General features: G+C 41.3%; 24 protein-coding genes. 13 read left to right on the plus strand and 11 right to left on the minus strand.

Translation table 11 applies throughout. From position 1 onward, the window contains the following. Positions 1-63 precede the first annotated feature (63 nt). The 7 genes from AAH582_RS20935 (at position 64) to AAH582_RS20965 (ending at position 9,449) form a co-directional block, all read left to right on the plus strand. On the plus strand, positions 64-810 hold the full coding sequence (locus AAH582_RS20935; protein WP_343320359.1) for a response regulator transcription factor: 747 nt from the start codon (positions 64-66) through the stop codon (positions 808-810). Further along, complete coding sequence (locus tag AAH582_RS20940) at positions 807-2,186, plus strand: HAMP domain-containing sensor histidine kinase (protein ID WP_343320361.1); 1,380 nt, start codon at positions 807-809, stop codon at positions 2,184-2,186. The genes AAH582_RS20935 and AAH582_RS20940 overlap by 4 nt, the downstream gene beginning before the upstream one ends. Positions 2,187-2,361: 175 nt before the next feature. After that, positions 2,362-3,696 (plus strand): TolC family protein, encoded by a 1,335-nt coding sequence (locus AAH582_RS20945; protein WP_343320363.1) that lies wholly within the window; start codon positions 2,362-2,364, stop codon positions 3,694-3,696. Between the two features lie 19 nt (positions 3,697-3,715). Then, positions 3,716-4,777 (plus strand): efflux RND transporter periplasmic adaptor subunit, encoded by a 1,062-nt coding sequence (locus tag AAH582_RS20950; protein WP_343320365.1) that lies wholly within the window; start codon positions 3,716-3,718, stop codon positions 4,775-4,777. Between the two features lie 21 nt (positions 4,778-4,798). Beyond that, a complete protein-coding gene (locus AAH582_RS20955; protein ID WP_201638576.1) occupies positions 4,799-7,906 on the plus strand; it encodes an efflux RND transporter permease subunit in 3,108 nt (1,035 codons plus the stop codon). Positions 7,907-8,135: 229 nt separating this feature from the next. Beyond that, the gene (locus AAH582_RS20960; protein WP_046672416.1) at positions 8,136-8,969 is read left to right on the plus strand and encodes a sulfite exporter TauE/SafE family protein; all 834 of its coding nucleotides are present in this window, start codon (positions 8,136-8,138) and stop codon (positions 8,967-8,969) included. A gap of 78 nt (positions 8,970-9,047) precedes the next feature. Beyond that, positions 9,048-9,449 (plus strand): DUF1634 domain-containing protein, encoded by a 402-nt coding sequence (locus AAH582_RS20965; protein WP_046672417.1) that lies wholly within the window; start codon positions 9,048-9,050, stop codon positions 9,447-9,449. Between the two features lie 7 nt (positions 9,450-9,456). On the opposite strand, the gene AAH582_RS20970 is transcribed toward AAH582_RS20965, so the two are convergent. Then, complete coding sequence (locus AAH582_RS20970) at positions 9,457-9,996, minus strand: GNAT family N-acetyltransferase (protein ID WP_343320370.1); 540 nt, start codon at positions 9,994-9,996, stop codon at positions 9,457-9,459. A gap of 246 nt (positions 9,997-10,242) precedes the next feature. Here AAH582_RS20970 and AAH582_RS20975 point away from each other — a divergent pair, with 246 nt between their 5' ends. Beyond that, a complete protein-coding gene (locus AAH582_RS20975; RefSeq protein ID WP_046672419.1) occupies positions 10,243-10,830 on the plus strand; it encodes a Crp/Fnr family transcriptional regulator in 588 nt (195 codons plus the stop codon). A 104-nt stretch (positions 10,831-10,934) separates the two neighbouring features. After that, the gene (locus tag AAH582_RS20980; RefSeq protein WP_343320373.1) at positions 10,935-11,528 is read left to right on the plus strand and encodes a YceI family protein; all 594 of its coding nucleotides are present in this window, start codon (positions 10,935-10,937) and stop codon (positions 11,526-11,528) included. Between the two features lie 154 nt (positions 11,529-11,682). Here AAH582_RS20980 and AAH582_RS20985 read toward each other — a convergent pair whose 3' ends face one another. From AAH582_RS20985 to AAH582_RS21000, 4 genes are all read right to left on the minus strand, one after another. Next, entirely contained in the window at positions 11,683-12,468 is a 786-nt protein-coding gene (locus AAH582_RS20985) for an SDR family oxidoreductase (protein ID WP_046672421.1), read from the minus strand. Positions 12,469-12,545: 77 nt separating this feature from the next. Further along, positions 12,546-14,198: an ABC1 kinase family protein gene (locus AAH582_RS20990; protein ID WP_053003524.1), complete on the minus strand. Its 1,653-nt coding sequence runs from the start codon at positions 14,196-14,198 to the stop codon at positions 12,546-12,548. A 205-nt stretch (positions 14,199-14,403) separates the two neighbouring features. Beyond that, positions 14,404-15,045: a hypothetical protein gene (locus AAH582_RS20995; RefSeq protein ID WP_343320376.1), complete on the minus strand. Its 642-nt coding sequence runs from the start codon at positions 15,043-15,045 to the stop codon at positions 14,404-14,406. After that, positions 15,035-15,538 carry an RNA polymerase sigma factor gene (locus AAH582_RS21000; protein WP_046672423.1) on the minus strand — a complete coding sequence of 168 codons (504 nt, stop codon included), beginning with the start codon at positions 15,536-15,538 and terminating at the stop codon, positions 15,035-15,037. Before AAH582_RS21000 ends, AAH582_RS20995 begins: the two co-directional genes overlap by 11 nt. Before the next feature lie 117 nt (positions 15,539-15,655). Between AAH582_RS21000 and AAH582_RS21005 the strand changes: the two genes are divergently transcribed. Beyond that, positions 15,656-16,093 carry an acyl-CoA thioesterase gene (locus AAH582_RS21005; RefSeq protein WP_046672424.1) on the plus strand — a complete coding sequence of 146 codons (438 nt, stop codon included), beginning with the start codon at positions 15,656-15,658 and terminating at the stop codon, positions 16,091-16,093. 157 nt (positions 16,094-16,250) lie between these two features. Here AAH582_RS21005 and AAH582_RS21010 read toward each other — a convergent pair whose 3' ends face one another. The 3 genes from AAH582_RS21010 to AAH582_RS21020 all read right to left on the minus strand — a co-directional run bounded on the left by AAH582_RS21010 (position 16,251) and on the right by AAH582_RS21020 (position 18,232). Then, positions 16,251-16,694, minus strand: a complete 444-nt coding sequence (locus AAH582_RS21010; RefSeq protein ID WP_046672425.1) for an Hsp20/alpha crystallin family protein — start codon at positions 16,692-16,694, stop codon at positions 16,251-16,253. A 380-nt stretch (positions 16,695-17,074) separates the two neighbouring features. Continuing rightward, a complete protein-coding gene (locus AAH582_RS21015) occupies positions 17,075-17,785 on the minus strand; it encodes an AAA family ATPase (RefSeq protein WP_343320380.1) in 711 nt (236 codons plus the stop codon). 78 nt (positions 17,786-17,863) lie between these two features. Beyond that, the gene (locus tag AAH582_RS21020; RefSeq protein WP_046672427.1) at positions 17,864-18,232 is read right to left on the minus strand and encodes a dihydroneopterin aldolase; all 369 of its coding nucleotides are present in this window, start codon (positions 18,230-18,232) and stop codon (positions 17,864-17,866) included. A gap of 72 nt (positions 18,233-18,304) precedes the next feature. Between AAH582_RS21020 and AAH582_RS21025 the strand changes: the two genes are divergently transcribed. The 3 genes from AAH582_RS21025 to AAH582_RS21035 all read left to right on the plus strand — a co-directional run bounded on the left by AAH582_RS21025 (position 18,305) and on the right by AAH582_RS21035 (position 22,210). Further along, positions 18,305-19,033 (plus strand): 3-keto-disaccharide hydrolase, encoded by a 729-nt coding sequence (locus tag AAH582_RS21025; protein WP_343320383.1) that lies wholly within the window; start codon positions 18,305-18,307, stop codon positions 19,031-19,033. A 269-nt stretch (positions 19,034-19,302) separates the two neighbouring features. Further along, on the plus strand, positions 19,303-21,486 hold the full coding sequence (locus tag AAH582_RS21030) for a S9 family peptidase (protein WP_343320385.1): 2,184 nt from the start codon (positions 19,303-19,305) through the stop codon (positions 21,484-21,486). A gap of 118 nt (positions 21,487-21,604) precedes the next feature. After that, on the plus strand, positions 21,605-22,210 hold the full coding sequence (locus tag AAH582_RS21035; protein ID WP_343320387.1) for a CDP-alcohol phosphatidyltransferase family protein: 606 nt from the start codon (positions 21,605-21,607) through the stop codon (positions 22,208-22,210). On the opposite strand, the gene AAH582_RS21040 is transcribed toward AAH582_RS21035, so the two are convergent. From AAH582_RS21040 to asnB, 3 genes are all read right to left on the minus strand, one after another. Further along, complete coding sequence (locus AAH582_RS21040) at positions 22,207-23,178, minus strand: polysaccharide deacetylase family protein (protein WP_343320388.1); 972 nt, start codon at positions 23,176-23,178, stop codon at positions 22,207-22,209. The genes AAH582_RS21035 and AAH582_RS21040 overlap by 4 nt on opposite strands. Next, the gene (locus AAH582_RS21045) at positions 23,178-24,746 is read right to left on the minus strand and encodes a M20/M25/M40 family metallo-hydrolase (protein WP_343320390.1); all 1,569 of its coding nucleotides are present in this window, start codon (positions 24,744-24,746) and stop codon (positions 23,178-23,180) included. The genes AAH582_RS21040 and AAH582_RS21045 overlap by 1 nt, the downstream gene beginning before the upstream one ends. Positions 24,747-25,058: 312 nt before the next feature. Then, a complete protein-coding gene (gene asnB, locus AAH582_RS21050; RefSeq protein ID WP_046672432.1) occupies positions 25,059-26,747 on the minus strand; it encodes an asparagine synthase B in 1,689 nt (562 codons plus the stop codon). Between the last annotated feature and the right edge of the window lie 53 nt (positions 26,748-26,800).

Consider the following 26,800-nt stretch of genomic DNA (forward strand, 5'->3'; position numbering starts at 1 on the left):
TTTCTTTTTGTTTCATATTTCTTCGTGTAAATCTTATGTTACTAAATTAAAACACAGGAAAACATGTGCTTGATAGGATCACAAAAATTTGTTTATTTTTACAAAAAGACAATAGACAAACATATGGTGGATATTTTGCTGCTCGAAGACGACAAGGTACTCTCTAAGGAGATTCGCTCTTTTCTGTTAAGCCAGGGTTTTACCTGTGATCAAGCCTTTGATGGAATTGAGTTTTTGGCCAAAACACACCAAAAGAAATATGGTTTCTATTTACTGGACATCAACGTGCCCAAAATCAATGGATTGGAGATCTGTAAAAAGATAAGAAGCCATGATGCCCTCACGCCAATTATTATTCTTTCGGCATACGACGATATAGATGATAAAAAGGAGGCATTTCTCCGAGCCGCGGATGACTATTTGGTTAAACCCTTCGTCTTGGATGAATTGCTGATGCGGATCTATTCCCTACTGCGTCGACAACAACATAGCGAAAGCAATGAAACAAAAACATGGGTAATCGATGATCTGATCATTTATCCTGATGAGGCCCGTGTACTACGTGCAAATGAAGAAATTAATCTTACTCAAAAAGAATTTCAACTGCTGCTTATCTTAGCGCAGGCAAAGGGCCGCACCTTATCCAAGCAACATATTTCGGAGGAAGTATGGCAAAACCAATTTCAAACAACACAGAATACAATTGAAGTTTACATCAACTTTTTACGAAAGAAAATTGATAAAAACTTTGAAAATAAACTAATCCATACAAGACCTGGATTTGGTTATTACCTATCGGCAGAAAAATGAATTTAAAAAAGAAGATAGCGATTAGCTTTAGCATTGCATTCTCCGTCCTTTTCGGTATGGCGATGTTGATTATCTACTATGCTAGTTTCGATTTTCGGAAAGATCAATTTCGCCAGCGACTGATTGATAAATTGGACAATATCTCCCATTACATCGCCAGTAATCCTTATTTCAACCGTCAGTCTTACAAAAACTATTTCCACGATGACGAAGATGGCCTCTTCTATGAAGATGTGATCATCCTTGACAAAAACAAACAACTGGTCTTCAGCACCGTAAAGGATCAGACCATTACCTGGAATGCCTCGATTGTCAATCGGCTAAATCAGGAAAAACAGATTTTCTACGATCAGGACCAATACGAAACGCTGGCCAAATATTATCGCATCAACGGTTTACCTTATTATATTATCGTAAAAGCACAGGATTACTCCGGGAATGAAAAAATGGACCATCTGGCGCTCGTCCTGACCATATTATTTGTACTGAGCGCTGTGCTGGTCTGGATATTCAGTTATAATCTTATCCAACGTTTATTGATCCCACTCGATAAATTAAAAGATAATATCACCCAGATCAATGCCAGCAAACTGACCAAACCTGTCGAGTATACCGGTAAAACAGATGAGATTGCTGTACTAACCCGAGCATTTAACACCATGCTGCTACGGCTTTCGGCTGCTTTCGAATCGCAGAAAGAATTTAATTCCAGCGCCTCTCATGAGTTGCGAACACCGCTGGCCCGAATGTCCTTCCAGCTGGAGAACCTTTATCATCAGAATCAGTTGAGCGAAGAAGTAAGGCAGGTATTGCGTAATATATCCAAAGAAACCTTACATCTTTCGGAGGTAACCGATTCGTTGATGTTACTTTCAAAATTCGACTCTGAGCGTTTGAAAATGACTTATGCGGAGGAAAGAATTGATGAAATTATCTTTACGGCTTATGAAAAGGTAGCCAAGGTGTTCCCCGACCTACAACTGGACTTTTCAATTGGTGGAACCGAAGATCCCAAACTGAGTATTTTCTGTTCTGCTCAATTGATTGAAATCGCTTTTGTGAATTTATTTAAAAATGCCGCGCTTTATTCCGATACCACGGAGGTAAAAGTAATGATTGTAGAATCAACGTGGGAACTTAAAGTACTTGTCAGCAATACTGGCCCGGCCTTGAGTACAATCGACCAAAAGCGGATTTTCGATGCATTCAGCCGCGGTGAAAACGCAAGTGAAACAACAGGATCAGGCCTAGGGTTACGTATCGTTCAGCGTATCATGCAATCGCATCAAGCAACAATAGCATATCAGGCAGATTTAAAACAATCTACGCATACTTTTGTATTACTATTTAAATTGTTTCCGAACCGGGAAGTATAGTTGCTTAATTGCGACAGACAATATCAAGTCGATGGACAATAAACGCATATATTATTATACCTATTCATAGCTATCCGCCGATCTGAAAAACATGCTTTTTTAAGCTTTTTTTAAGCATTTATTAAGGGGTCTTTAATCTTCGACCAGTTATTTTGTTACATAAGTTTTGAAACACATGACAAAGACACCCCTTATATTTTTATTGCTTTGCAATAGCATGGCTTTTGCTCAACAAAAACCACCACAGGCAGTTTATACGAGCATTCATGAAAGTACATTTGGGACTAAGCAAAGTGAGATCTTGGGACAACAGATGACACTGCAGGAATGCGAAGAAGCCTTTATCAAAAGTAACCTCTCCTTGCTCGCACAACAATATGACATCAGTCAAGCCGAGGCAGACGTCATACAAGCCAAAATATGGGATCTGCCACAGTTGCAACTGTCTGCCAACGCCTACGATCCACAGAACAAAAAAACATTTCATATTGGTCAATCCAAGGAAGCAAGCGTATCCCAATTGATTTATCTCGGTGGAAAAAAGAAGAATGAAGTTGAATTCGCTAAATCAAATGTTGAACTTGCTAAGTTGCAATTCAGTCAATTACTGGCAAGTCTTCGTGCGCAGCTGCGTACAACCTTCTACTCCCTTTACTTTGAGCAACATAAGTTGGCCGATATTAAAATTCAGTTGGATTACCTCAATAATCTGCTCGCCGCTTATAAAGAGCAAGGAAAAAAAGGAAACGTTTCTTTAAAAGATCAGGTTCGCCTTCAAACAATGGCCATTGATCTCAACAATGAAAAAACGACAGCAATTAATAATAGTATCAATCTACAGCAGCAATTACGTGTGCTTATTTCCAGTCAGGAAGATGTATTACCAAAGTTAACAGATCAAGAAGCAGATCAGGAACTTGCCGTAAAGCCAACAATGGCTTTGGACAACATCTACCAATTGGCCTTGGAAAACAATGCCGATTATCAATTTGCCTTAAAGACCTCGGAAAGCGCACAGTTATTTACCAGATGGCAACAGTCTTTAAACACACCGGATATTAACCTTGGTCTTTCGTACAGCCAAAATGGAGGGGTATTCCGCAATGAGCTCAATGTCACAGCCGCCATTCCGATCCCGTTGTGGAAACAAAATAAAGGAAATGTGATCAAAGCGAAATACGCCGAAGAAGAGGCAAAGAAAAATATTGAAGTCCAACGGCAGCTGCTGGAATCACAGATCCGTTCAAACTATCAGTCCTGGGAAAATCAGTATAACCAATATTTCACCATTACATCAGACGACCTGCATAACATCGCTGTGGTCTATGATGGCATATTCAATAATTTTAAAAAAGGGAATATTTCTTTAGTTGAGTTCACGGATTTTATGGACAGCTATCGCATATCTATTCTTAAGCTATACGATATGAAAAAGGAAATTATTCTCAACGCCGAACAATTAAACTACCTGGCTCAAACTTCTATATTCAATTCAACTCATGTCAACTAACAAACTTCTTATAGCCACTGTGGCAATAGTACTACTTTACTCTTGCCAAAATCATAAAGAAACAGATAATGCAGCCATTGTCAAAGGTTTCGAAATTAGTGAGACGATGCTTAAATCGACAAGTTTTGCTTCGGTAAAAAAAGAAAATGTGACCGAAGAACTCAACTTCTTTGGAAAGATATCGGCCGATCAAAACAATTACATTGATATTTTCCCGCTCGTTGGGGGGAACGTGGTCTCCGTTAATGTTTCTCTGGGTGATTATGTCCATAAAGGTCAGGTATTGGCAACAATCAGAAGTACAGAAGTTGCCGGTATACAAAAGGATCTTTCGGATGCCAGAACCGATGTGTTACTCGCCGAGAAAAACTACCGTGTGGCCGAAGACATGTATAATGGTAAACTGAGTACAGACAAAGACATGCTGGAAGCAAAGGGGCAATTAACCAAAGCCAAAGAGCAACTACGTCGTTCAGAGGCCGTCAGTCAGATCTACAATGTGCGTACAGGTAATATTTATTCGGTCGTATCTCCAATCGATGGCTACATCGTCCAAAAGAACATCAATAAGGACATGCAGTTGCGTAGTGACCGCAGCGACAACATCTTTGATGTGGCCAATACAAAAGATGTATGGGCAATTCTTAACGTCAACGAAACGGATATCGACAAAATTAGTATGGGCATGCCGGCTATTGTGTCTACCCTGAGCTACCCGGACAAAAAATTCCAGGGCAGTATTGATAAAATCTTTAAGATCATCGATCCCCAAACGAATTCAATGCAGGCACGCGTGGTGCTAGACAATAAGGATGGTTTACTTATTCCGGATAGTAAAGCGACCATTAAAGTGTTGCATCGCTCCAATACGGAAGCGCTCGCAGTTCCTTCTGATGCGGTCATTTTCGATCAAAACAAATATTTCGTATTGATCTATAAATCCCAAAATGATATTAAGATTCGCGAAATACTGCCTATCAAACAAAACGAAGGAACAACTTACATGGCTACGGGGCTACAGGAAGGTGAAAAAGTTGTTGTCAACAATAAACTTTTGATCTATAGAGCATTGAATAATTAATCGGTCTTAGCATTTACACGAATGAACAAATTCATTAAAAATATCATCGCCTTTTCCATTAAAAATAAAGCGTTTACCTTTATTTGGGTCGGTATTTTGGCTATTGCTGGTTTCATTAGCTTTAAAAGCATGCCCATTGAGGCATTTCCCGATGTGACCAATACACAAATAACCATCATTACCCAGTGGAACGGAAGGAGTGCGGAGGAAGTCGAACGTTTCGTAACAACACCAATCGAACTGGGCATGAGTCCAGTCCAAAAGAGAACCAGCATACGGAGCACGACCATGTTTGGCCTTTCTATTGTTAAAATCATCTTTGATGATGGTGTCGACGACACTTTTGCCCGCAATCAGGTCAACAACCTCATGCGGTCTGTGAGCCTGCCAGACAATGTTGATCCTGAAGTACAGCCTCCTTATGGCCCTACAGGCGAAATCTTCCGTTATACATTACATAGCGACCAACGCAATTCACGCGACCTCCTTACTTTACAGACCTGGGTCATTGACCGCGCTTTACGTGGTGTCCCCGGTGTAGCCGATATCAACGTTTTTGGTGGACAGGATTTGGTTTACGAAATAAGTACTGACCCCATCAAACTTGACAAATTTAATCTGACCCCGTTACAGGTATTTGATGCTGTCAGCAAAAGTAACCTAAACGTCGGTGGAGATGTCATCGAAAAAAGTGGCCAGTCCTACGTCGTACGCGGTATTGGTTTGGTCAACTCGATCAATGATATCGAAAACATCACGGTAATCAACCAAAAGGGAAATCCGGTCTTTGTTAAAAATGTAGCCGAGGTCAGAGAAAGCGCAATGCCTCGGGTGGGCCAAGCTGGTTTTGGTAAGAATGATGATGTGGTAGCAGGAACCATCGTGATGCGGAAAGGCGAAAATCCAAGAGAGGTTTTGACCGCTGTAAAAGCGAAAATAGACGAGCTCAACAACAAAATCCTTCCCAAAGATGTCAAAATGCAAACCTTCTATGACCGTGACAATCTCATGGATTTCACGACCCATACCGTTATGCACAACTTGATTGAAGGTATTGTCCTCGTCACCTTGATGGTATTGCTCTTTATGGCAGACTGGCGCACGACGGTCATCGTTTCTATCATTATACCCCTCGCCTTACTTTTTGCTTTTCTATGTCTTAAACTAGCTGGTATGAGCGCCAACCTGTTGTCTTTGGGTGCAGTAGACTTTGGTATTATCATCGACGGTGCCGTGGTCATGGTGGAAGGGATATTTGTCATGTTGGATCACCAGGCTCATAAGCTGGGTATGGAGAAATTCAACAAAATGGCCAAAGCCGGCTGGATCAAACAGACAGGAACAGGCTTGGGAAAAGCAATCTTTTTCTCCAAGCTGATTATCATCACCTCCTTGATGCCCATATTCTCCTTCCAAAAAGTAGAAGGAAAGATGTTTTCGCCACTAGCCTTTACCCTGGGTTTTGCTTTGCTGGGTGCATTACTGTTTACCTTAACACTCGTTCCGGCTTTATCGCATATTCTGCTCAATAAAAATGTGAAAGAACGCCACAATCCATTTGTTGAATTCTGGAATAGAATCGTCGCCAAAGGTTTTGGATTTACATTCCGAAACAAGCGTCTGAGTATGATCGTTGCAATTACTTTACTAGCTGCAATCTTGTTTTCTGCAAAATTTTTAGGGACAGAGTTTTTACCGACATTAAATGAAGGTTCCCTTTGGGTTACTGCCGAGATGCCCATGAGTACTTCGTTACGTGAATCGGTTAAAACAACCAAACTGTTAAAGGGTACTTTAGAAACTTTTCCTGAGGTCACCGGCGTACTTTCCCAAACTGGACGAAGCAACGATGGTACCGACCCCAATGGGTTTGGCTTTGTTCAGTTTGCTGTGGCCCTAAAACCTAAAGAGGAATGGACGCGTAAAATCACGATGGATCAGCTGATTGAAGAGATGGACCATAAACTCAAACAATTCCAGGGGATCACCTATAACTATTCGCAGCCTATTTCGGATAATGTTGCCGAAGCCGTTGCTGGTTTCAAGGCCGAAAACGGCATCAAGATCTTTGGCGATAACCTCGCGACCTTAGACCGCCTGGCGAAAGAAGTTTATGCACAGGTCAAAGGTATTCAAGGTATTAAAGAACCTGGTATCATCTTAAATATCGGCCAACCTGAAGTTAGTGTGGTATTGGATCGGACCCGTATGGCGGCGTTCAATGTTCTGCCGGCAGATGCACAAGCGGTACTGGAAATGGCCTTTGGCGGAAAAACCGCTTCCATTTTGTACGATGGTGAGCGCAAATTCAACATTCGCCTGCGTTATGCGCCCGAATATCGGAAAACAGAAAAAGATATTGCACAGCTGATGGTTCCATGTGGCGATGGCACATTAATCCCGTTGAAAAGTATCGCGACCATTGAAAAAGATAATGGTGCTGCTTTTATCTATCGCGACAACATCAAACGTTATATCGGCATCAAATTTTCCATCCGCGACCGTGACTTAGGAAGCACCATAGCAGAAGCACAACAAAAAGTAAGTAAAATTAAGCTTCCGGAAGGATATTCTATTGGCTGGACTGGACAATTTGAAAATCAGCAGCGTGCTACACACCGCCTAGCACAGGTTGTACCGATCAGTTTGATCGTCATCTTCTTTCTATTGTTTATTCTATTCGGAAATATCAAGGATTCGCTGCTCGTGTTGGCCAACGTTCCTTTTGCACTGATCGGTGGAATTATCGCCTTGCACGTGACGGGTATGAATTTTGGAATCTCGGCAGGGGTAGGTATGATCGCATTATTCGGGATATGTATTCAGAACGGCGTCATCCTGATCTCAGAATTCCACCAGAATAAGAAGGAAGGCCTACCCAATGACCAATCGATTTATAAAGGTGTAAAATCGCGAACACGACCTGTGGTCATGACGGCACTCATGGCTTCCATCGGGCTATTGCCGGCTGCATTATCGACCGGTATAGGTTCGGAATCACAGAAACCTTTGGCGATCGTCATCATTGGCGGATTAATCTCAGCGACGATATTGACATTGTTGGTGTTCCCAATCATCTACGATATCTTCAACAGAAAAGAGAAAGTACAACAAACAATAGCTGAATAATATTGTCCATATTTTATATACTATATACTTAGACCAGTAAAGGTCATCGGTACTGCCTCACGCTGTGAAGCGACAGGCAGTATCATTTTTCGATAATATTTTTGATGTAACATTTGTATCTATTCCAGGTTTAAAGTTTTAAAAGCAATAAAAAGCCCTTAAGTTTACAACAAATTACCTTCCATTAAGCAGCTGCTGTTTTTTGGATCACACAAACAAACACATATTTATGACTATTCTCACCTTTACAATCATCCTTCTCCTGGGTGCTTTTGTAGCAGGGCTCTTAGGATCCCTGACAGGCTTAGGCGGAGGGGTCGTTGTCATCCCTTTATTGACTCTTCTGTTTCATGTCGATATCCGTTATGCCATCGGAGCGGCCTTGTTGGCTTCCATAGCGACATCATCTGGTGCAGCCACAGCCTATGTCAAAGAAGGCATCACCAACATCCGGCTTGGAATGTTTTTAGAAATAGCGACCACGATTGGTGCTGTTATCGGAGCTGTCATCGCCATTTACATGCCGACGAACACCATTGCAATCATTTTTGGTGTTGTACTGATCTTCTCCGCAGCAATGACTATACGGAAGAAAAACGAACATGCGCTATCCGGCGGTTCTGCTTTGGCTGAAAAATTGAAACTGAATAGCACCTACCCTGCTGATGGAAAATTGATCCCGTATAAGCTGACCAACGTTGTCGGCGGCTTCTCTTTGATGGGGGTTGCAGGAATACTTTCCGGATTACTAGGAATCGGTTCCGGTTCCCTTAAAGTACTCGCGATGGACAGCATGATGAAAATTCCATTTAAAGTCAGTACGACAACGAGTAACTTTATGATCGGTGTCACCGCAGCTGCTTCTGCAGTGGTCTATTTACAAAGGGGATATATGGATCCAGGTATTGCTTTTCCGGTTATACTAGGCGTATTATGCGGTGCCATTACAGGATCCAAACTCTTAAAGCGCATGAACCCAAAGACTTTACGTATTATTTTCGCCGTCGCCATTACTTTGGTGGCCTTGGAAATGATCTTCAACGGATTCCAGCATAAATTCTAAAAACGGTAGCTTACCAGATTTAGGATTTTAAGTTTGTAACGTCCTTCCACTAGACAATGAAGGACCTAATTACTCAAAATGAAACAAGTATTTTCGAAACACTATTGGGGAGACAAGGACATCTCACTGTTGGTAGGACAAATTTTACGAATAGGCGTTATATTGGCGTCCTCTATTCTTATTCTCGGCGGTATCTTCTACCTGATTGTTCATGGACAGGACACCGTACCGAATTATCGAGATTTTGTCGGTGAAGGGAATTCCAATACAACAATTACTGGAATTATTTCAGGGGCCTTTAGCCGAAATATTCCCCAAGTTATACAGTTGGGTGTTCTTTTATTGATTTGCACACCTATTGTACGGGTGATCGGTTCGTTATTTGGCTTTGTAATCGAAAAAGACAGACTTTATATCATCATTACATTGATTGTATTAACCGTCATTATCGGCAGTATACTGAGTGGCGTCAAGGGATAATAAAGCTTTATCTCTTGATCCGCCGCCAAGCGGATTTTTCCAACGCGTATTCAAAATTTTTACGTTCAGGCTCATTTACGTAGCTGACCATCTTTTCGGCCACTTTAATAGCGCCCAAACGCTCCACGGCTTTCTGAGAACGATAGTTTTCTGCCCCCACATGCAGACAGATCCGATCCACAAAGTTGAAGGCAAAGTCAAACATCATCTCTTTGACCAAGGGATTAATTCCTGCCCCCCAATACGCACGGGCATAAAACGTATATCCAACAAAAATAGATTTTTCCGCCTCATCAAGTCCATAGTACCGGGTGCTCCCAATGCAGGCTCCACTTTCCTTATCCAGGATCAAATAAGCAGCCTTACTTTCCAAGGCCCCTTCAAAAAATCCCTGAAAAACCTCTTCCTTCCAGCGATCTTTGTTGGGATGCTGTTCCCAGATCAGGGGATCTTTGGCAACCTGATACAGCGTATCAAAATCCGTTGGTTCGATGATGCGTAATACGACCTTATCATTTTCAAGGGTGTTGGGGGCGACAAACTTCATGAGACACTTTTATAGTTATAGCAATTCAAATATTTTAAATCTGACAAAAGATACCAATTATTGATCAAACTATCCGAATTATGCGAATATCCGGTCAAATATTACACCAAGATGTAGATAGCATCGTCATCTCCACAACATTAATGACAGAAAATAGTCTATAGGCAGATTATTTTACCTTAGAATTGATAGGAATTGGACGACTTATTCAATTAGCATGGCAAAAAATTCGTATTTTACAGCCAAATGGAACAATTCAAGGAATTTGTAAAACAGCGTATTGATGTCACTGAGGAAGAACTAAATGACATCGTCTCACGTTATCAGGTACGGAAAATAAAGAAAAAAGAATACTTTCTCCGGGCAGGCGAGGTATGCCACCATGAAGCATACGTGATCAGCGGTTTATTTAAATCATTCTATGTCACCGCCGATGGGATTGAACATATCCTACAGTTTGCAATTGAAGATTGGTGGATCGGTGATATTGCCAGCTTCAATTATCAGGAGCCGGCCCTCCAAAACATTCAGGCCCTGGAAAACTCCGTCGTCCTGACCCTGTCAAAAAAGGCTAAGGACAAACTTTACGAAGATCATCCCATCTTCGAGAAACTCTCCAGGATTATGGCACAACGTGCGCAAATCGCATCGCAGCACCGTATTATCTCGAGCATAGGTTTCACAGCACAGGAACGCTATCTGGATTTTATCAAAAGGTACCCTAAAATCTATCCGAGGATCTCCAATATGCAATTAGCGTCCTATCTTGGTGTTACGCAGGAGTTTCTTAGCCGCCTAAAAAGACAGATCTTAAAGCCGAATCGAAATTCTTGACCTACATCAATTTTTTCTTTGTCTGTTTATCCCACCTTTGCAGAAGCTTGTTCAAACAAACAATTTGAACTTTTGACGGTTAGATAAATAAAAAAGAAAATAAGATGAATAAATTTTTCCAAATTCTGGCAGCGGCGGTATTAATGGTTAATGTTGCTGTGGCACAAGTAAAATGGTCTGCGGACCCTGCACATACCAATGCGAGATTTGATGTAAAACACCTTGGTATCAGCTTTGTTGATGGTGAATTTACAAAGGTAGAAGGAACAGTTGAAACCCCAACAGGAACAAGTTTCAATAATGCCAAAGTTAATTTCGCTATCGACGTCAATAGCATTAATACACGCATTGCTGCGCGTGACAACCACTTGAAGACCGATGATTTTTTTGCTGCGGAAAAATTCCCTAAAATGACATTAAAGTCTATCAGTTTTAAAAATGCGAAAGTAAAAGGAAAATATGTGATGATAGCGGATCTGACGATTCGTGATGTAACGAAAAAAGTAACTTTCGAGGTGACGCAAAACGGCGGAATCATTACGGATCCTTGGGGAAAAACACGTGCTGGATTTACAGCTAAAACAAAAATTAACCGTCAGGATTTCGGCATGAAATACAATGATAAATTACCTTCGGGCGTAGAAGCGGTTGCTTCTGATGTCGACATCATTGTCAATACCGAATTGGTGTTGAACTAATTGAAAATAATAAATCACACTAACATAAAGGGGTGTCCAAAAAAATTGGACACCCCTTTTTATGCAATTTTATACCAAGCTCTGGCTACAGCAATCCAGCTATGGAATGCTCAAATAAAGGGCTTTGACCTGACGTTATTGAGCAGCTTATTTTTTATAAGCCTTTTAACATCCCGCCGTCCAGAGGAATATTGGCTCCAGTCAGATAACTTGCATATTCGGAGCAAAGGAAAGCGACGAGATAACCGTATTCTTCAGGTTTACCCAGACGCTGCGCAGGAACCTGTTTTAACCGCAATTGCAGCGCTTCCTCGTAGGATATACCCATACGTTGAGCGTCAAGATTGGTTAGCGACTGGATACGATCCGTATCAAAAAGGCCTGTCAAGATGCTATTGACCGTCACCCCTTCTTTAGCGACATCCGTTGCCAGCGATTTACTCCAGCTAAGCAATGCTGTTCGGATCGTATTAGACAACACTAAATTAGATACCGGTTCTTTCACAGTTGAAGAAGACACATTAATAATACGTCCGTATCGATTTGCCAACATATAAGGCAGCGCACATGAGGTCGTGTAACAGTGATTTTGAAATAATAGTTCAAAAGCATGCTGGTAATCCGCCAGATTTTTTTGGTCTATGGTTCCTGCTTGTGGCCCATTCGAATTGTTGATTAAAATATCCACCTTATTCGACTCAAAGTAATGTTCGATCTGTTTTTTGTATGCTTCGTGATCGTTATAATCCACCAGGATATATTGGTGTACCTGTCCTTTGGAAGTATCCAGACCTTCACAGGTACGTTGTAGCTTTTCCTCATGTCGGGAAGCTAATGTTACAGATACGCCACATGAGGCAAGCACTTGGGCAATACCTGCTCCTATACCAGCAGAGCTCGCTCCGATCAGGGCTTTTTTCCCATTTAGATTGATTTCCATATCTTTTTATTTTTTATTTTATAGCGTGTATGTATGCATAGCCAATCATCGTGGCTGAAAATGCGTTCTAACCCCGGTTAATCGTTGTCCTTTGCTCGGATCATAGCAACAAATAAATATATGGCAAAGACCCATGCTGAGCCAAGGCATATCCAAGCAAAAATGGGAATTCCCCACCACTGTGGTTCTACGCGTGCGACAATAATCATCCCACCCAGTAAATTGAGTGACATAAACATAATTCCGATGACAATACGATTCACACCTTTGCGTAGAATCGTATTAAAGGATCGGGCACTGATCAATCGATGGTTGAGCGTAAAATTTCCTGTTCGAAATAAGCGCACAAGGGCCCGCATATCTTCAGGGAGTTTTTCAACATCGCGCGCAAAAGATTCAACTTTGTGTTTCCCTTTTTTGAAGATTGCCTCTGGAGAGAGCCGCTCCATCATAATCCTTCGAGCAAAGGGTTTGATACTCTCCATAATATTGAGATCGGGATACAATTGGCGTCCAATACCTTCCATCAACGATATACCGCGCATCAACTGATAAATATATTCTGGAAAATACAAACGATTGTCGCCAATAATTTTCCAAAGTTTATTGAACAGTACATCTAAACTTAGGTCTCCGAGCGATACATTATCGATCATATCAAAGATCTCGTAGAGCGACCGTTCAAACTGATTACGATCCGGAATATGACTAACCACAGCAACGTCTTCAATCACATCCGCAAGCCGCACTGCATCTTCGGAAATAGCCGATTGAATAAACTCTTCAAGCTGCCTACGGTCTATACCTAATAATTTACCCATATTACCAAAATCCAAAAAAGCGATCCGTCCATCGGGCATTACCATCATATTCCCGGGATGAGGATCGCCATGGAAGAAACCATGGATAATCACTTGCTCGAGGTACAAATTGATCCCATTTTTTACCAGTGTCTGGACATCCATTCCCCGGCGCTTAATTTCATCGGCATCGGTTACCTTGAAACCATCAAGATATTCCATACATAGAACACGGTCTGAGGAGAGTTCAGGATAAACCCGCGGTGTCTTAATCAATTTATTCCCTTTAAAGTTCTTTGCGAAGCGATCGATGTTATGCCGCTCAATCACTAAAGACATCTCTTCCTGCAGGGTCATTGCAAAAGATTCAACAATCAGCGAAAGATTAAGATTTTCCAGCACATCATTATACATGGTTAGAATTTTGGCAATATCACGCATGAGTGCCAGATCACAGCGCATAACCTCATCGATGCCGGGACGGCGCACTTTTAACACGACTTGGGTTCCATCTTTTAAGGTCGCACGATATACCTGTGCAATAGAGGCCGCAGCAAAAGGTTCGGCAGCAATCTCCTGGAAATGTACATCAATATCCAGCTCAAGTTCTTCCTTGAGATACGATTTAATATCCACTTCAAAGGGGGGAACATTATCCTCAAGGCGCTTAAGTTCATCTACGAGATCTTGGGGCAACAACCCCTCCCGCGTTGAAGCCGATTGTCCAAGCTTGATAAAAGCAGGACCGAGCTCCTCAAGAGCCATGCGAATACGGGCATAAACACTGATATTATCGACGTCAATAGCATGTTCTACAGCAGATCGGGATCCCTTCCAGGGCAATCGAGCGATCGCATCTTTAAAACCATATTTGGCCAATATACTTAAGATCTGGGAACTGCGCTGTAACTTCTTTGTCGGATTAAACATAACGGACAACGGTTTTCAATGACAATATACGAAATATCCATGCCCCAAAAAGCAAACACCTATAAAATGAAGCGGATATTCCATATGGACTAAAAAAACTAATCAGAAGGAGATGAAACAAAAACCTTACCTATTTTAGTTCTGGTCATTTTGACAGGAAAATCAAGTCTTCAACAGCATAAAATACATGCAAGTTGGCTGTAAATTATTCGGCTTCCATTTGATCAAGCTTTTCCTTTATCTGTGTAATATAATTGCTATAATAAGCACGAATCATAAATTCTGTCAGACCAACAACAAGAACAATGGAAGTAATTGCGGAAAGGATCATCCACATAATAAAGTTAGGGTCTTGTTGGAAAGTTTCCTTGAAATGGTATAATCGATCAAACCAGATGGTAGTCCTATTCTGTGCAATCATAATAAGATAAAGAAATAAAGCTTGCGGAATCATCACATAGGCCGCAATCCGATAGGTCTCTACGGCATACTTCAAATCGTAATACAACTTGAGCAAGTGTTCTTTAGAAGCCAACAACTCGATCTTTTTTGTACTCTTTACCAAATAAAAGAACCTCCGGTAATATAAAAGACTGGATAAGGATATCTGTACGATAAAAAAGTAATACGCAAATGCAGCATAACCTTCAATCTTATACATCGGCAAAATAGGCACCAAAAACAGAAAGCCCATACACACGGCCCAAGAAATAAACTCACGTTTGATATTCTTGCGCAGCTTACCCATGATATTGCCGACCTCCTTATAGTATTTGAGATTTGGATTCTGTAAATCCTCGTCCGTAGGCTGTTCCTGCCAAGATTTTTTTAACTCATCAAAATTCATACGTGTATTTTTTAATGATTTGTTGAATTCGCTCCTTCGTGCGGTTTAATTTTACGCGGGCATTGACTTCCGATATACCCAGATTTTCTGCAATCTCGCGATGACTCTGACCTTCCAAAAACAAAAATATCAAGGCTTTTTCAATGGCGTTAAGCTCTTGAACAGCCTGATAAAAGACTTTCAGTTGCTCATCTTTATCGGTGTCGTAAGTTTCTTCTGCAAAATCATGCCGCTCCTCTAACGCCTCAAAAATCTGATGTTTCTTTTCTTTTTTTAAAAATACCATTGCGGTATTGAGGGCAACACGGTACATCCATGTTGAAAATTTACTCTGTTGCTTAAATGTCGCATAGGATTTCCACAGCTGATAGACAATCTCCTGATACAGATCTTGCCGTCCCTCATGGTCATCCATATACATGCGGCTCACCTTAACGAGAATACCTTTATTCTCGTCAATCAGTCGAAGAAATTCTATTTCTGATGGGTTCACCTTGCGATTTTTCTTTAAATATATTTAGGTAATAAGTATAGCAAACAAACAAAGTGTTACAGCTTTATTTAAAAATATGTAAATTGTTATGAAAAAAGAGGCTAATCGCTGAAGATTATGGAGAATATATTTTATCAAGGTCAGATTATATGGGCGCAGATCGATGCAAATAGACATATGCGGCATTCTGCTTACGCTGATATCTGCGCACAGGCCCGCAGTAACATGTTGAACAAAATGGGCTTTTCACTGGATAAATTTGCCGAATTTCATATCGGTCCAATTTTATTTCGGGAAGAACTCATCTATTTTAAAGAAGTGCATCTGGATGAATATGTACAGGTAAAAGTAGAACTGACGAAATACAACAAAACAAATAGTCGTTTTTCATTTATACACCAAGTTTTTCGTAATGACGGCGTTTTGTGCTGTACCGTCAACGTCGATGGAGCCTGGCTCGACCTTCAAAAGCGGAAATTAACGAAGTTACCGGAAGAGATGGAGCCTTATCTCGCCAAAATTCCCCGATCTGAAAACTATGCGGAAACTGAATAGTCTTTTCATCGCGTCAGGACCATCCTGACAAAAGAAAAATCCCTCGGAACACAAACGGAACTCCGAGGGATTAAAACATAAACTAAACCTAAAAACTATTGTCTTTTGCTCACCTTTGGTCATTCCCAAAATGAACTATTTCTTGTATGCTGCTGGATTATTTAACTTCAATCAGACGTTTTGCAATGATTGCATCTTCTTTCTTGCCAACAGTCAAAATTAATATACCACCTTCATAGGCAGCCTCGATATTGCTATAATCTACGGTCTCTGGCAATGTAAATGATCTTGAGAACGAAGAATAATTGAATTCTTTTTTGCTGTATAATTTTTCTTCACTCACACTTTCCTCTTTTTTCTCAGCTGAAATGGTAATTAGATTTTTATCAACATTGATCTTAAAATCCGATTTATCCAATCCAGGCGCTGCCATTTCAATTTTAAATGATTTTTCAGATTCTGATATATTGACCGCAGGTACACGGGACACCAAACGATCGGAGATGAAATTATCATTGAATAAGTTGTCGAATACAGTGTTTACAAATGGATTTACTGCATCGGTGTTTAAACTTTTTGTAGGGAATTTAATTAATGCCATTTTTTGTCCTCCTAATTTTTTGTTTTATTGTTAAGCTTTTTTGTTCCAAACTATTTGAAGAGAATTATTCAATTTACGTACCAGCAGGCTTTAAAAGACAAAATGTCATTTAAAAATAAAAATTGATGTCATTTTGTCTTAAAAACAAACTATTTTTAACTACTTAGCGATCAATTTGTCATCGGCGGCCCCCTGCCTATCCCAAATTGTCCCTATACACAGACTAACGTATAGGAGACAAAACAGTTTATCAGAAATTGTCATTTTTTTATTAGGAGCTGAAACGGAGCATTCAATTAGCAGCGTACCGTATAAGAGAAAGGCTTTTATGAAACGTTGTTATTTTTACTGAGCATCTCAAATAGAGCGTTCAAAAAACATTAAGGTTGATTTTGTTCCAACGACGCAATAAATAAGGATTTGACAGCACCGTAAATATAGTCCTTAGCCTCTGCATAGGAGATCCCATAGCGTCGCGGTACGACATCAGCATAATGTGGAAATGGCTCAAATAGTTTATCATAATAGGCATCCAGTTGTACTATGGTCGGCAACTCAAAAGCCAAACGAAGCTGAAACCGCCGGATAATGGCTGTATCCAATATTTCAGGATGATTCGTTGCTGCAATCAATACCGCTTCAGCAGGAAAATAATCGATCAGCTGTATAATGGTGTTCACGAGACGGCGCATTTCACCAACATCCTTTTCTTCACTAATCCGCGCCTTTCCGATCTGATCGAATTCATCTAAAAACAGAACTGCTTTTTCACGCCCTGCTTTATCAAAGACCTGTTTGATGTGCTGCGAGGTTTCGCCAATGCGAGAAGAAATGAGGTTGCTCAAATTCAACACATAAATTGGTTTTTCAAGCGCTGTAGCCAGCGCTTTCGCCGTTGTTGTTTTTCCGCAACCCGAATAACCGTGCAGTAAAATCTTATTGCTCACCGGCAGACCATATTGCGAAAGCTCTTTAATATAACGATGCTCTTTAATCAGCTGATGCAGCTTTTGACGGCTGTCCTCTTCCAAGAAAACATCCTCCAAAGCAATCCTTTCCTTATCGGCTATGACAAGATCGTAAATATTCATACTATTAATTTAAGACTATCAGATAACGATTGGCAAAACTAATTCTTTCAGTTGATATTGCGCTGATCCAGTTTCGTTTTAATCCTTGAAATATTTAAGGCTAACTTGGGAGCAGGAAAGGTCCCCACCAAAGGGAGGGTTCGATTTGCGTATCACCACTTCGATCGTCAGAGCATGGGATACTCTTTCCCGAATCTGTTCGAGTATTTCTGAAGCCGCAGATTCCAGTAGCTTACGTTTAGGTAGCATGACACCGGCTGTAATCTGGTAAAGTTCTTCGTAATTGAGCGTATTGTTTAAATCCTCTGTCTCGGCATTCAAAAAGGGAAAACATACGTCAATAGAAACAAAAAATTCATTGCCTAGCACCTGTTCTTCTTCATAGTAACCTATTGGTGCATAGAACCGGGCTTCTTTCAGCGATACTGTCTGTAAAATGGTTGCCATGCACAAACCTACTGAAATTGTTCCAAACAAGTGGGATTATTTGTATATTTAACCATACCAAAAACCCAACAGATGAACTTTTCTTTATCCTCAGCGATAGCAACAACACTCTTATTTGGCGCCACTGTATTACAGGCCCAAACAAATATGAAACCAAGCGACACCGAATATTATAGTCCGGTACCACCGACAGTAACAATCAATCAGGGTGTACCAAGCGATGCCATTGTCCTTTTTGACGGCAAGGATCTTAGGCAATGGAAAAGTGAAAAAGGCAAAGCCAATTGGACAGTGGCCAACAACGTACTTGAAGTAAAACCGGGGGCTGGAGCCATTGAGACCAACGAACACTTTAGCGATTTTCAATTGCATATTGAATGGAAAAGCCCCGAAGTAATCAAAGGCGAGGGCCAAGGAAGAGGCAATAGCGGAATTTTCCTCCAAGGGCTTTATGAAATTCAGGTATTGGACAACAATAACAACCCAACCTATGTCAACGGCGGAGCAGGCAGTATTTACAAACAGCGCCCACCCCTGGCGCAGGTAATTGCTCCAGACAAATGGCATGTGTACGATATTATTTATAAAGCACCTCAGTTCAATAAGGATGGAATCTTGACCGCTAAAGGAACAGTAACGGTCCTACATAACGGCGTCATTGTACAAAACAATACCCAAATCGATGGCACAACCGAATACATCGGACTACCAAAGCAAATAAGCCACGGACCAGGTCCAATTGTATTGCAGGATCATGGTGATTTGGTCCAGTTCAGAAACATCTGGCTACGTAAACTATAGCTCAGCGGCAAGACGTAGCGGTTTATAGCAAACAATTTAAGTTAGAAATGCAACAATTCTGTACTAGGTTTTATAGGGCTATTTCCCTAATTTAGCCCTATAAAATTTAAAAACAAACGGAATGTAATGAGCTATTTGCGCCTTTAATTTCCTATCGCAACAGGTTTAGAAGCCTCATGTGATTATTGGACTAATGAAGCGCAAAATAACCACTGGAATGGGCTCACGTATGACGTTGTGTATAAACATTCACACAATATTACAGTTTAATGAAAAGAATTGCGCTATTCTTCTTGTTGTCGAGCTCCATCAGCAGCTATGCACAACGCAACCTCAATTTAGAAGAAACAGTATTTGGACCCCGAACTTACGCACCAACATCAATAGCCGGAGCATCGTGGATCCCAAAATCAAACAACCTCTCCTATCTCGATAAATCGTACCAGAATCTATTATCAAAAAGCGCTTCCAACAACTGGAGCGAAACTAATCTAGCCTCTAAAGCAGACCTCGAAGCAGCATTGAAAACGGCTATTCCGGGCGAAACATTCAATCTGCGGATGTTTCCTTACGACTATAAATGGCGTGATGGAAACGCGCTATTACTCCAAGTCGATGGAAAAGATAAAACTTACACGGTGACTTACAATATCAAATCAAAAAATATTGAAAGCTTTATCGGCAATGACAACAAGGGAGCTAATCGCGAGGTATGTTCTGATTTTTCAAAAATCGCCTACTTAATAGACAATAACATTGCAATTGTTGACAAAGACGGCAAAATTACTTCCGTCACCAACGATAACGACAAAGGAATTGTCAATGGTAGTGATTACACCCATCGCCAGGAATTTGGCATCAAGAAAGGAATGTGGTGGAACAATCAAAATGACAAACTGCTGTACTATCACAAAGACGAAACGATGGTCGCCAATTATCCATTACCGCAATGGAGTTCCAAAATTGCGGATATCAAATGGATAAAATATCCAATGACAGGTCAAAAATCTGAAGAAGTTTCGTTGATCGTTTACAACACCACCACGGGACAAAAGGTAACCCTCCAAACCGGTGAGCATTCAGAGCAGTATTTGACCATGGTTACCTGGGATCCTTCTGGTAAATACATCTACGTCGGAGTACTTAACCGTGGGCAAAATGATCTTAAAGTCAACAAATATAATGCAGAAAACGGTTCTTTGGTCAAAACCCTGTTTGAAGAAACTGCGACAACCTGGGTTGAACCTGAAAACCCATTGACATTCTTACCAAACAAACCGGATCAATTCCTTTATCAATCCGATAGAGATGGTTATAATCAACTTTACCTCTACAACACGGAAGGTAATCTGATCAAAAAACTCGGCTATAAAGACATCGTTATGGAGGCATTGCTCGACTTTTCGGCTGATGGCAGCAAAGTAAGCTATACAGGAGTCACCAACAACGGTTTAGATCGCCAATTATTTGAGGTCGACCTAAAATCAGGGAAAACGGTTCAATTAACAAATGAATCGGGCACGCATCATGCTGCACTAAGTAGCGATGGCAAGTATATCTACGATCAATATAGTAATTTAAAAACACCAAATAAAGTTCAGGTCAAAGAAGTTAAATCTGCTAAAGAAACTACCTTAGTCAATGCAGAAAACCCTTTTTCCGGAAAAATAAATGATCCTAAAATCGAATTTGTACAGTTGACATCCGCAGATGGGAAATACCCATTGACAGGACGTATCATTTATCCCAACGACTTTGATCCAGCTAAGAAATATCCGGTCATGTATTATTTATACGGCGGATCACATTCGCAGCTTGTTTCCAACAAATGGCTAGGAGGCGCTGGATATTTTGATATGTATATGGCGCAACAGGGCTATATCGTCTTCACGATGGATAATCGCGGCACGAATTACAGAGGCCGGGATTTCTATACAGCTACGCATCGCAACCTCGGTCAAAATGAAATGGCCGACCAGATGAAAGGAATAGAGTTCCTTAAATCAAAATCTTTTGTTGACCAACAGCGCATGGGTATTTTCGGGTGGAGCTTCGGTGGTTTTATGACAACTTCCTTCATGCTGCATCATAACGATATCTTCAAGGCTGCAGTAGCTGGAGGTCCGGTAATCGACTGGAAATTTTATGAGGTGATGTACGGCGAACGCTACATGGACACGCCGCAAGAAAATCCGGAAGGTTATAAATTGACATCACTCCTCAATAAAGCCGATCAACTGAAAGGAAGACTATTGATTATTCACGGCGCACAAGACCCTGTCGTTGTACAACAAAACAGCATGGAGTTTTTAGAAGCCTGTATTAAAGCCGGAAAGCAAGTAGATTATTTTCTATACCCGACTCATGAACACAATGTAATGGGAAAAGACCGTATTCATATGTACGAAAAAATTGCGGACTACTTCAATCAGCACCTCAAAAACCCATCATAAAGTCGGGAAAACAAGAAAAACCAAAAAGGCATCTTTCAATAGGAAAGGTGCCTTTTTGGTTTTATACTGTACAATACGTATCTTTAATAGCAACGCTTTAACCGATTATCCACAGGCTTTGAAAAAGAACATTCCTTTTGCCCTGATCATACTGCGCCTTGTCTTAGGCCTGTTGCTATTGCTCTTTTACTGGCTCAAAGTGGACCATTTTAAATGGTATGCAATTTCATTTCTTGTAATCGGATTGTTGAGCGACATATTTGACGGCATTATCGCCCGTAGGCTAGCGGTCTCCACAGCGCTCTTACGCCGCTGGGATTCCAGTGTTGATCTCCTGTTTTTCACCTGTATTACATGGGCAAGCTACTTGAGCTGTCCCCAATTTTTTAAGGATCATGCAACATTAATCTTGATCCTGGTCGGATCAGAGATAGTAACCTACATCATTAGCTTTGTAAAATTTAAAAAAGAAATTGCAACACACTCCATTGGCGCGAAGGTCTGGACGCTGTTTTTATTTGCGTTTCTGGTCGAACTATTGCTTCATTGCCAGTCGACAATCTTATTTCAGTTGACAATCTGGCTAGGCCTGCTCACACGTCTGGAAATTATTGCTATTATCCTGACGCTCAGAAACTGGTCTAACGATATCCCAAGTATCTACCACGCTATCCAGCTACGCAAAGGAAAGACAATCCGAAAAAACAAGTTGTTCAATAGTTAATGTGACTCCTGATCCAAGCCTTCGGATAAACTATACAGTGTCCAGTGTTTTGTTTTTATGGCCTGAGATTCTGTCCGAAGCAATCGGATAAAATCCTGCACCCCAACTTCCTCATTCCCATTACCATGAATCAGGACAATACTTCCGTTTTTGGCCTGCTGCCCTTTTGCCAACCAGGCATCCGAGCCTACCGCAATAAGACCATAGGACAATAGTTGCTCAATGATACGCCGATCGGAAACTAAGCCCGGACAACGAAAAAATACCGAAGGCAGAAGACCGTTTTTCAGCATCAATTTTTCATTCTCCAACACTTCATAACCTAGATTCGTATTTTTGGAAAGCAAAAAATTGGATGTTAAAGGATTACTAGTAAAAACATGGTCATACGTATGATTGACCCAGGTAATCTTTACTCCCTTTGCATCCAATGACTTTAGCCATGCCAGATCTGCGGCATGATTTAGCATCCATTTACCCGAAACAGAAACGGCCAGTGGCAGGCTGCGATCTATCCCCTTAAACGCAGCGAGAAGATCTTCAAAAATAGCCCTGTCCAAAGGTTTGTGTGAAGGACATAGATCAATCGTCAAATTAATACCAGCCTCTTTGGGAAGCCTAAAATTCAGCCCCGCATCCTGTAAGTTGTTTTCAGTTTTTCTGACTAAAGAAAAACAGCTTTCGTATACCGAACCACTTAGACTTTTTGTAACCTGAGCCGCATCGTTGTACAGAACGCTGACCGATCGATCTCCTACTACACGCGTTTGCAGTGTAGTAGGATCTACCGTTAAATAATATTTTACAGTATTTGTCGTGAAACTACGGATCCCCACCAGAGAATTATTATTTTCACGGAGAATCAACCACTCGGTTCTATAGTTTTCTAAATTGGCAAATGAAACCTGTCCATGAGAGAGTAGGGCGCACACCAAAAATAGACCAACAAAAATGAGCTGTTTCATCATCAGTTGCCACTCGTTCTTTTAGACTGTAGATTTGTTGGCCATACCGTCGGCTTGCCATCTTTATCAATTGGCAATGTGATCTTATCGCGGGAGACCAACGTAGGCTCTTCACAGGCAAGGTAAGTCAAAATCGCAACGATAATGGCGTTTTGTTTTACTTCATCAAACACAATCTTATCATAGGTATCCCGATTGGTATGCCAGGTCACCTTACCATAGTCCCAGGATGTGGAAGAGAGCCCAAAGGCCGGAATTCCTTTCTGAACGAAAGAAGAGTGGTCACTCCCCCCTGTCCCCGGCATGCCTGGAAAACTGGTTTGGATTTCATTACGAAACTCTTCAGGCAAATATTGCACCCAGCGGCTTATATATTCGTAAGATTTTTCAAAACCACTGCCTCCTATCCGGACAATTCGCCCTGTGCCGTTATCCTGATTCCATACCACCTGTATATTTTTAGCGATCTCGGGATGATCTTCGACAAAAGCTGAAGAGCCATTCAGCCCCTGCTCCTCACTTCCCCAGTTACCGACCAAAATCGTTCTTTTATTATCCGGGTAAACCTTCCTTAAAATGCGGACAGCCTCCATCATGGTAATTACTCCTGTCGCATTGTCTGTCGCTCCCGAAGCACCGTCCCACGAATCTAGATGCGCCGAAAGCACAACATACTCGCCCGGTTTTTCCTTTCCCTTGATCTCCGCGATACTATTATAGGTCTTTGATATTCCAAGCTCTTTTGAATTTCCCTGTAGCGAAACCCGAGGTTTGACCCCATGTTCTGCCATGCGGTATAACAGACCATAATCTTCCAGACCGACGTTAAATACCGGAATTTGTTTGGACTTCGCATCAAAAATCCGTGTAATACCGGGCAATTCCGTCCAATAGGAATCGATGACACCAACGGCACCAGCATTCTCCAAAGCCAATGGCAATGTCCGACGCGTGCTTCCCGTATAGGACATACTACTCTCCCATTTTTTCAACTGATCATTTTTTAAGGCTTGATATTTTTCATAACTTTTCGGAGAAGCTGACTCCTTCCAGTTGGCATCTGACCGTCCAGAAAGCGGATTCATTCCAATCAATACGATCTTGCCTTTGACTGTCTTAAGCCAAGACTGAAAATCAGACGGGGAGCTAAATAAAGGCATTACCACAACCTCGGCTTCAACCCCTTTCTCCTTGGTCACGGGACTGAACGCCAACTGTGTACCTTCCAAAGATTTTATGCGGGGATAGGTCATCGTCACCTGAGAAGTTCCTCGTTCCCAGGAACGCCATTCACCATAGGGCTCGTTGCGAGCCTGTGCGCCAAGCGCATTATAATTTTTGACAACCCAATCATGCGCCTGTTGCATTTGTGGACTCCCGACAAGACGGGGGCCAATCATATCGACAAGCTCAAACGCATACTTCTCCAATTGTGAATTTGCATTTGCCTCCTGCACAATTGATGAAACCATCGCTTCTTTATTTTGAGCAAAAATAGCTGGAGCGCTCAGCAATAGAAGTGCCAGCCCTAAAGATTTCATTCCACGCTGTTTCATTAAATCTACCTTCATGTATATATCTTTATTTATTGTATAATTCTCTGTTAATACGCTAACACTACGAGCGCAAACTACGTGTTGCTATATTCCACTAGCTCTCAAAGAAGCTCCAGAAAAAGACAGTGCTCCGGTCACCTTAGTTAATTTAGAAACCCAAAGTTTCCTGTGATTGGTTTTTCCGAAAATTACTAAAGAATATTTAAAAACACACATTCATTTTTAATCAATTAAATAATATACCCTTATTTAGTTGAAAAGAAAACATAAAAAGCCTGAAAAGAAACTTTCCAGGCTTTACCAAATATAGATATGAGGGTTGATTAGTTACACGGCTTCCACTTTGGATTTTTCGTAGCTCTCTTGGTGAACCGAGGCCACAGCCCGACCCGATGGATCATTCAGATTCTGGAAAGAAGCATCCCAAGCTAAGGCTTCCGGCGTACTGCATGCGACAGATTTTACCGATGGAACAGTTTGTGCTGCCGCTGTTGAAGGAAAATGCGATTCGAAAATTGTCCGATATAGAAACTCTTCTTTGTTTTTCGGGGTGTTTATCGGGAAGCGCGTTGAAGCCTCGGCAAACTCCTGATCAGAAACTTTACTTTCAGCCTGTTCTTTCAAGGTATCGATCCAGCTATAGCCTACACCGTCAGAAAATTGCTCTTTCTGGCGCCATGCGATGCTTTCTGGCAGATAGTCTTCAAATGCCTTACGTACAACCCATTTCTCCATCCTTCCTTCGCGAATCATTTTATCGGAAGGGTTGATACGCATCGCAATGTCCATAAATTCTTTATCTAGGAAAGGTACACGCCCTTCAACACCCCATGCTGCAAGTGATTTATTTGCCCGCAGACAGTCGTACAGGTAAAGCTTTTTCAGCTTACGTACAGTTTCCTCGTGAAATTCCTGTGCATTTGGCGCTTTATGAAAATAAAGATACCCACCAAAGAGTTCGTCTGACCCCTCACCCGACAATACCATTTTAATGCCCATTGATTTGATTACACGAGCTAATAAATACATCGGTGTAGAAGCACGTACCGTCGTGACGTCATAAGTCTCCAAGTGGTAGATCACGTCACGGATCGCATCCAATCCTTCTTGGATGGTAAAGTTGATCTCGTGGTGTATTGTTCCGATATGATCTGCTGCTTTCTGTGCCGCAATTAAATCCGGTGCTCCCTTCAATCCCACCGCAAATGAATGCAGTTGAGGATACCAGGCATCTTCTTTGTCGTCACTTTCGATACGTTTGGATGCAAACTTCTTCGTTACCGCAGCAATAACCGATGAATCCAATCCACCAGACAGCAGTACACCGTAAGGTACATCTGACATTAATTGACGATGCACTGCATCTTCCAAACCTTTGCGCAAAACAGCGATATCGGTCTCGTTGTCTTTTACAACATCGTAACTTTCCCAATCACGTTGATACCAGCGCTGCGGAGCTTTCCCCGTTTTGCTATACAAGTAATGCCCCGGAGGAAATTGTTCAATCGTCGTACAGAAACCTTCCAGTGATTTTAATTCGGATGCAACGAACAATTGCCCCTGTTCATCTTCACCATAATATAAGGGGATAATTCCCATATGGTCACGTGCGACAAAAAAGGAATCATCACGTGAATCATAGAGTGCAAAACCAAAAATACCATTTAATTCATCCACAAATGAGGGACCTTTCGCTAAATATAATGCCAACACAACTTCAGAGTCACTTTGTGTCGAGAACTCATAATCAGGAAGGCTATTTCTTAATTCATGGTGGTTATAGATCTCGCCATTAACTGCTAGTACAACTTTACCGTCCGGACTGTACAATGGTTGACTTCCAGATTTAGGGTCAACAATAGCTAACCGCTCGTGTGCCAATAAAGCTTTCTCACCGGTGAATATACCCGACCAGTCCGGACCACGGTGGCGAATACGTTTTGACATTTCTAATACTTGAGATCTCAATGAGCTTGCAGGTTGCTTTAATTCAAAAGCGCCAATAATTCCACACATATTATGAAAATTTTAAATATTTCGTTTTTACATTATGTTATTGACACAAAGTA

This window comes from Sphingobacterium multivorum (assembly GCF_039511225.1).
Taxonomy (GTDB): Bacteria; Bacteroidota; Bacteroidia; order Sphingobacteriales; family Sphingobacteriaceae; genus Sphingobacterium.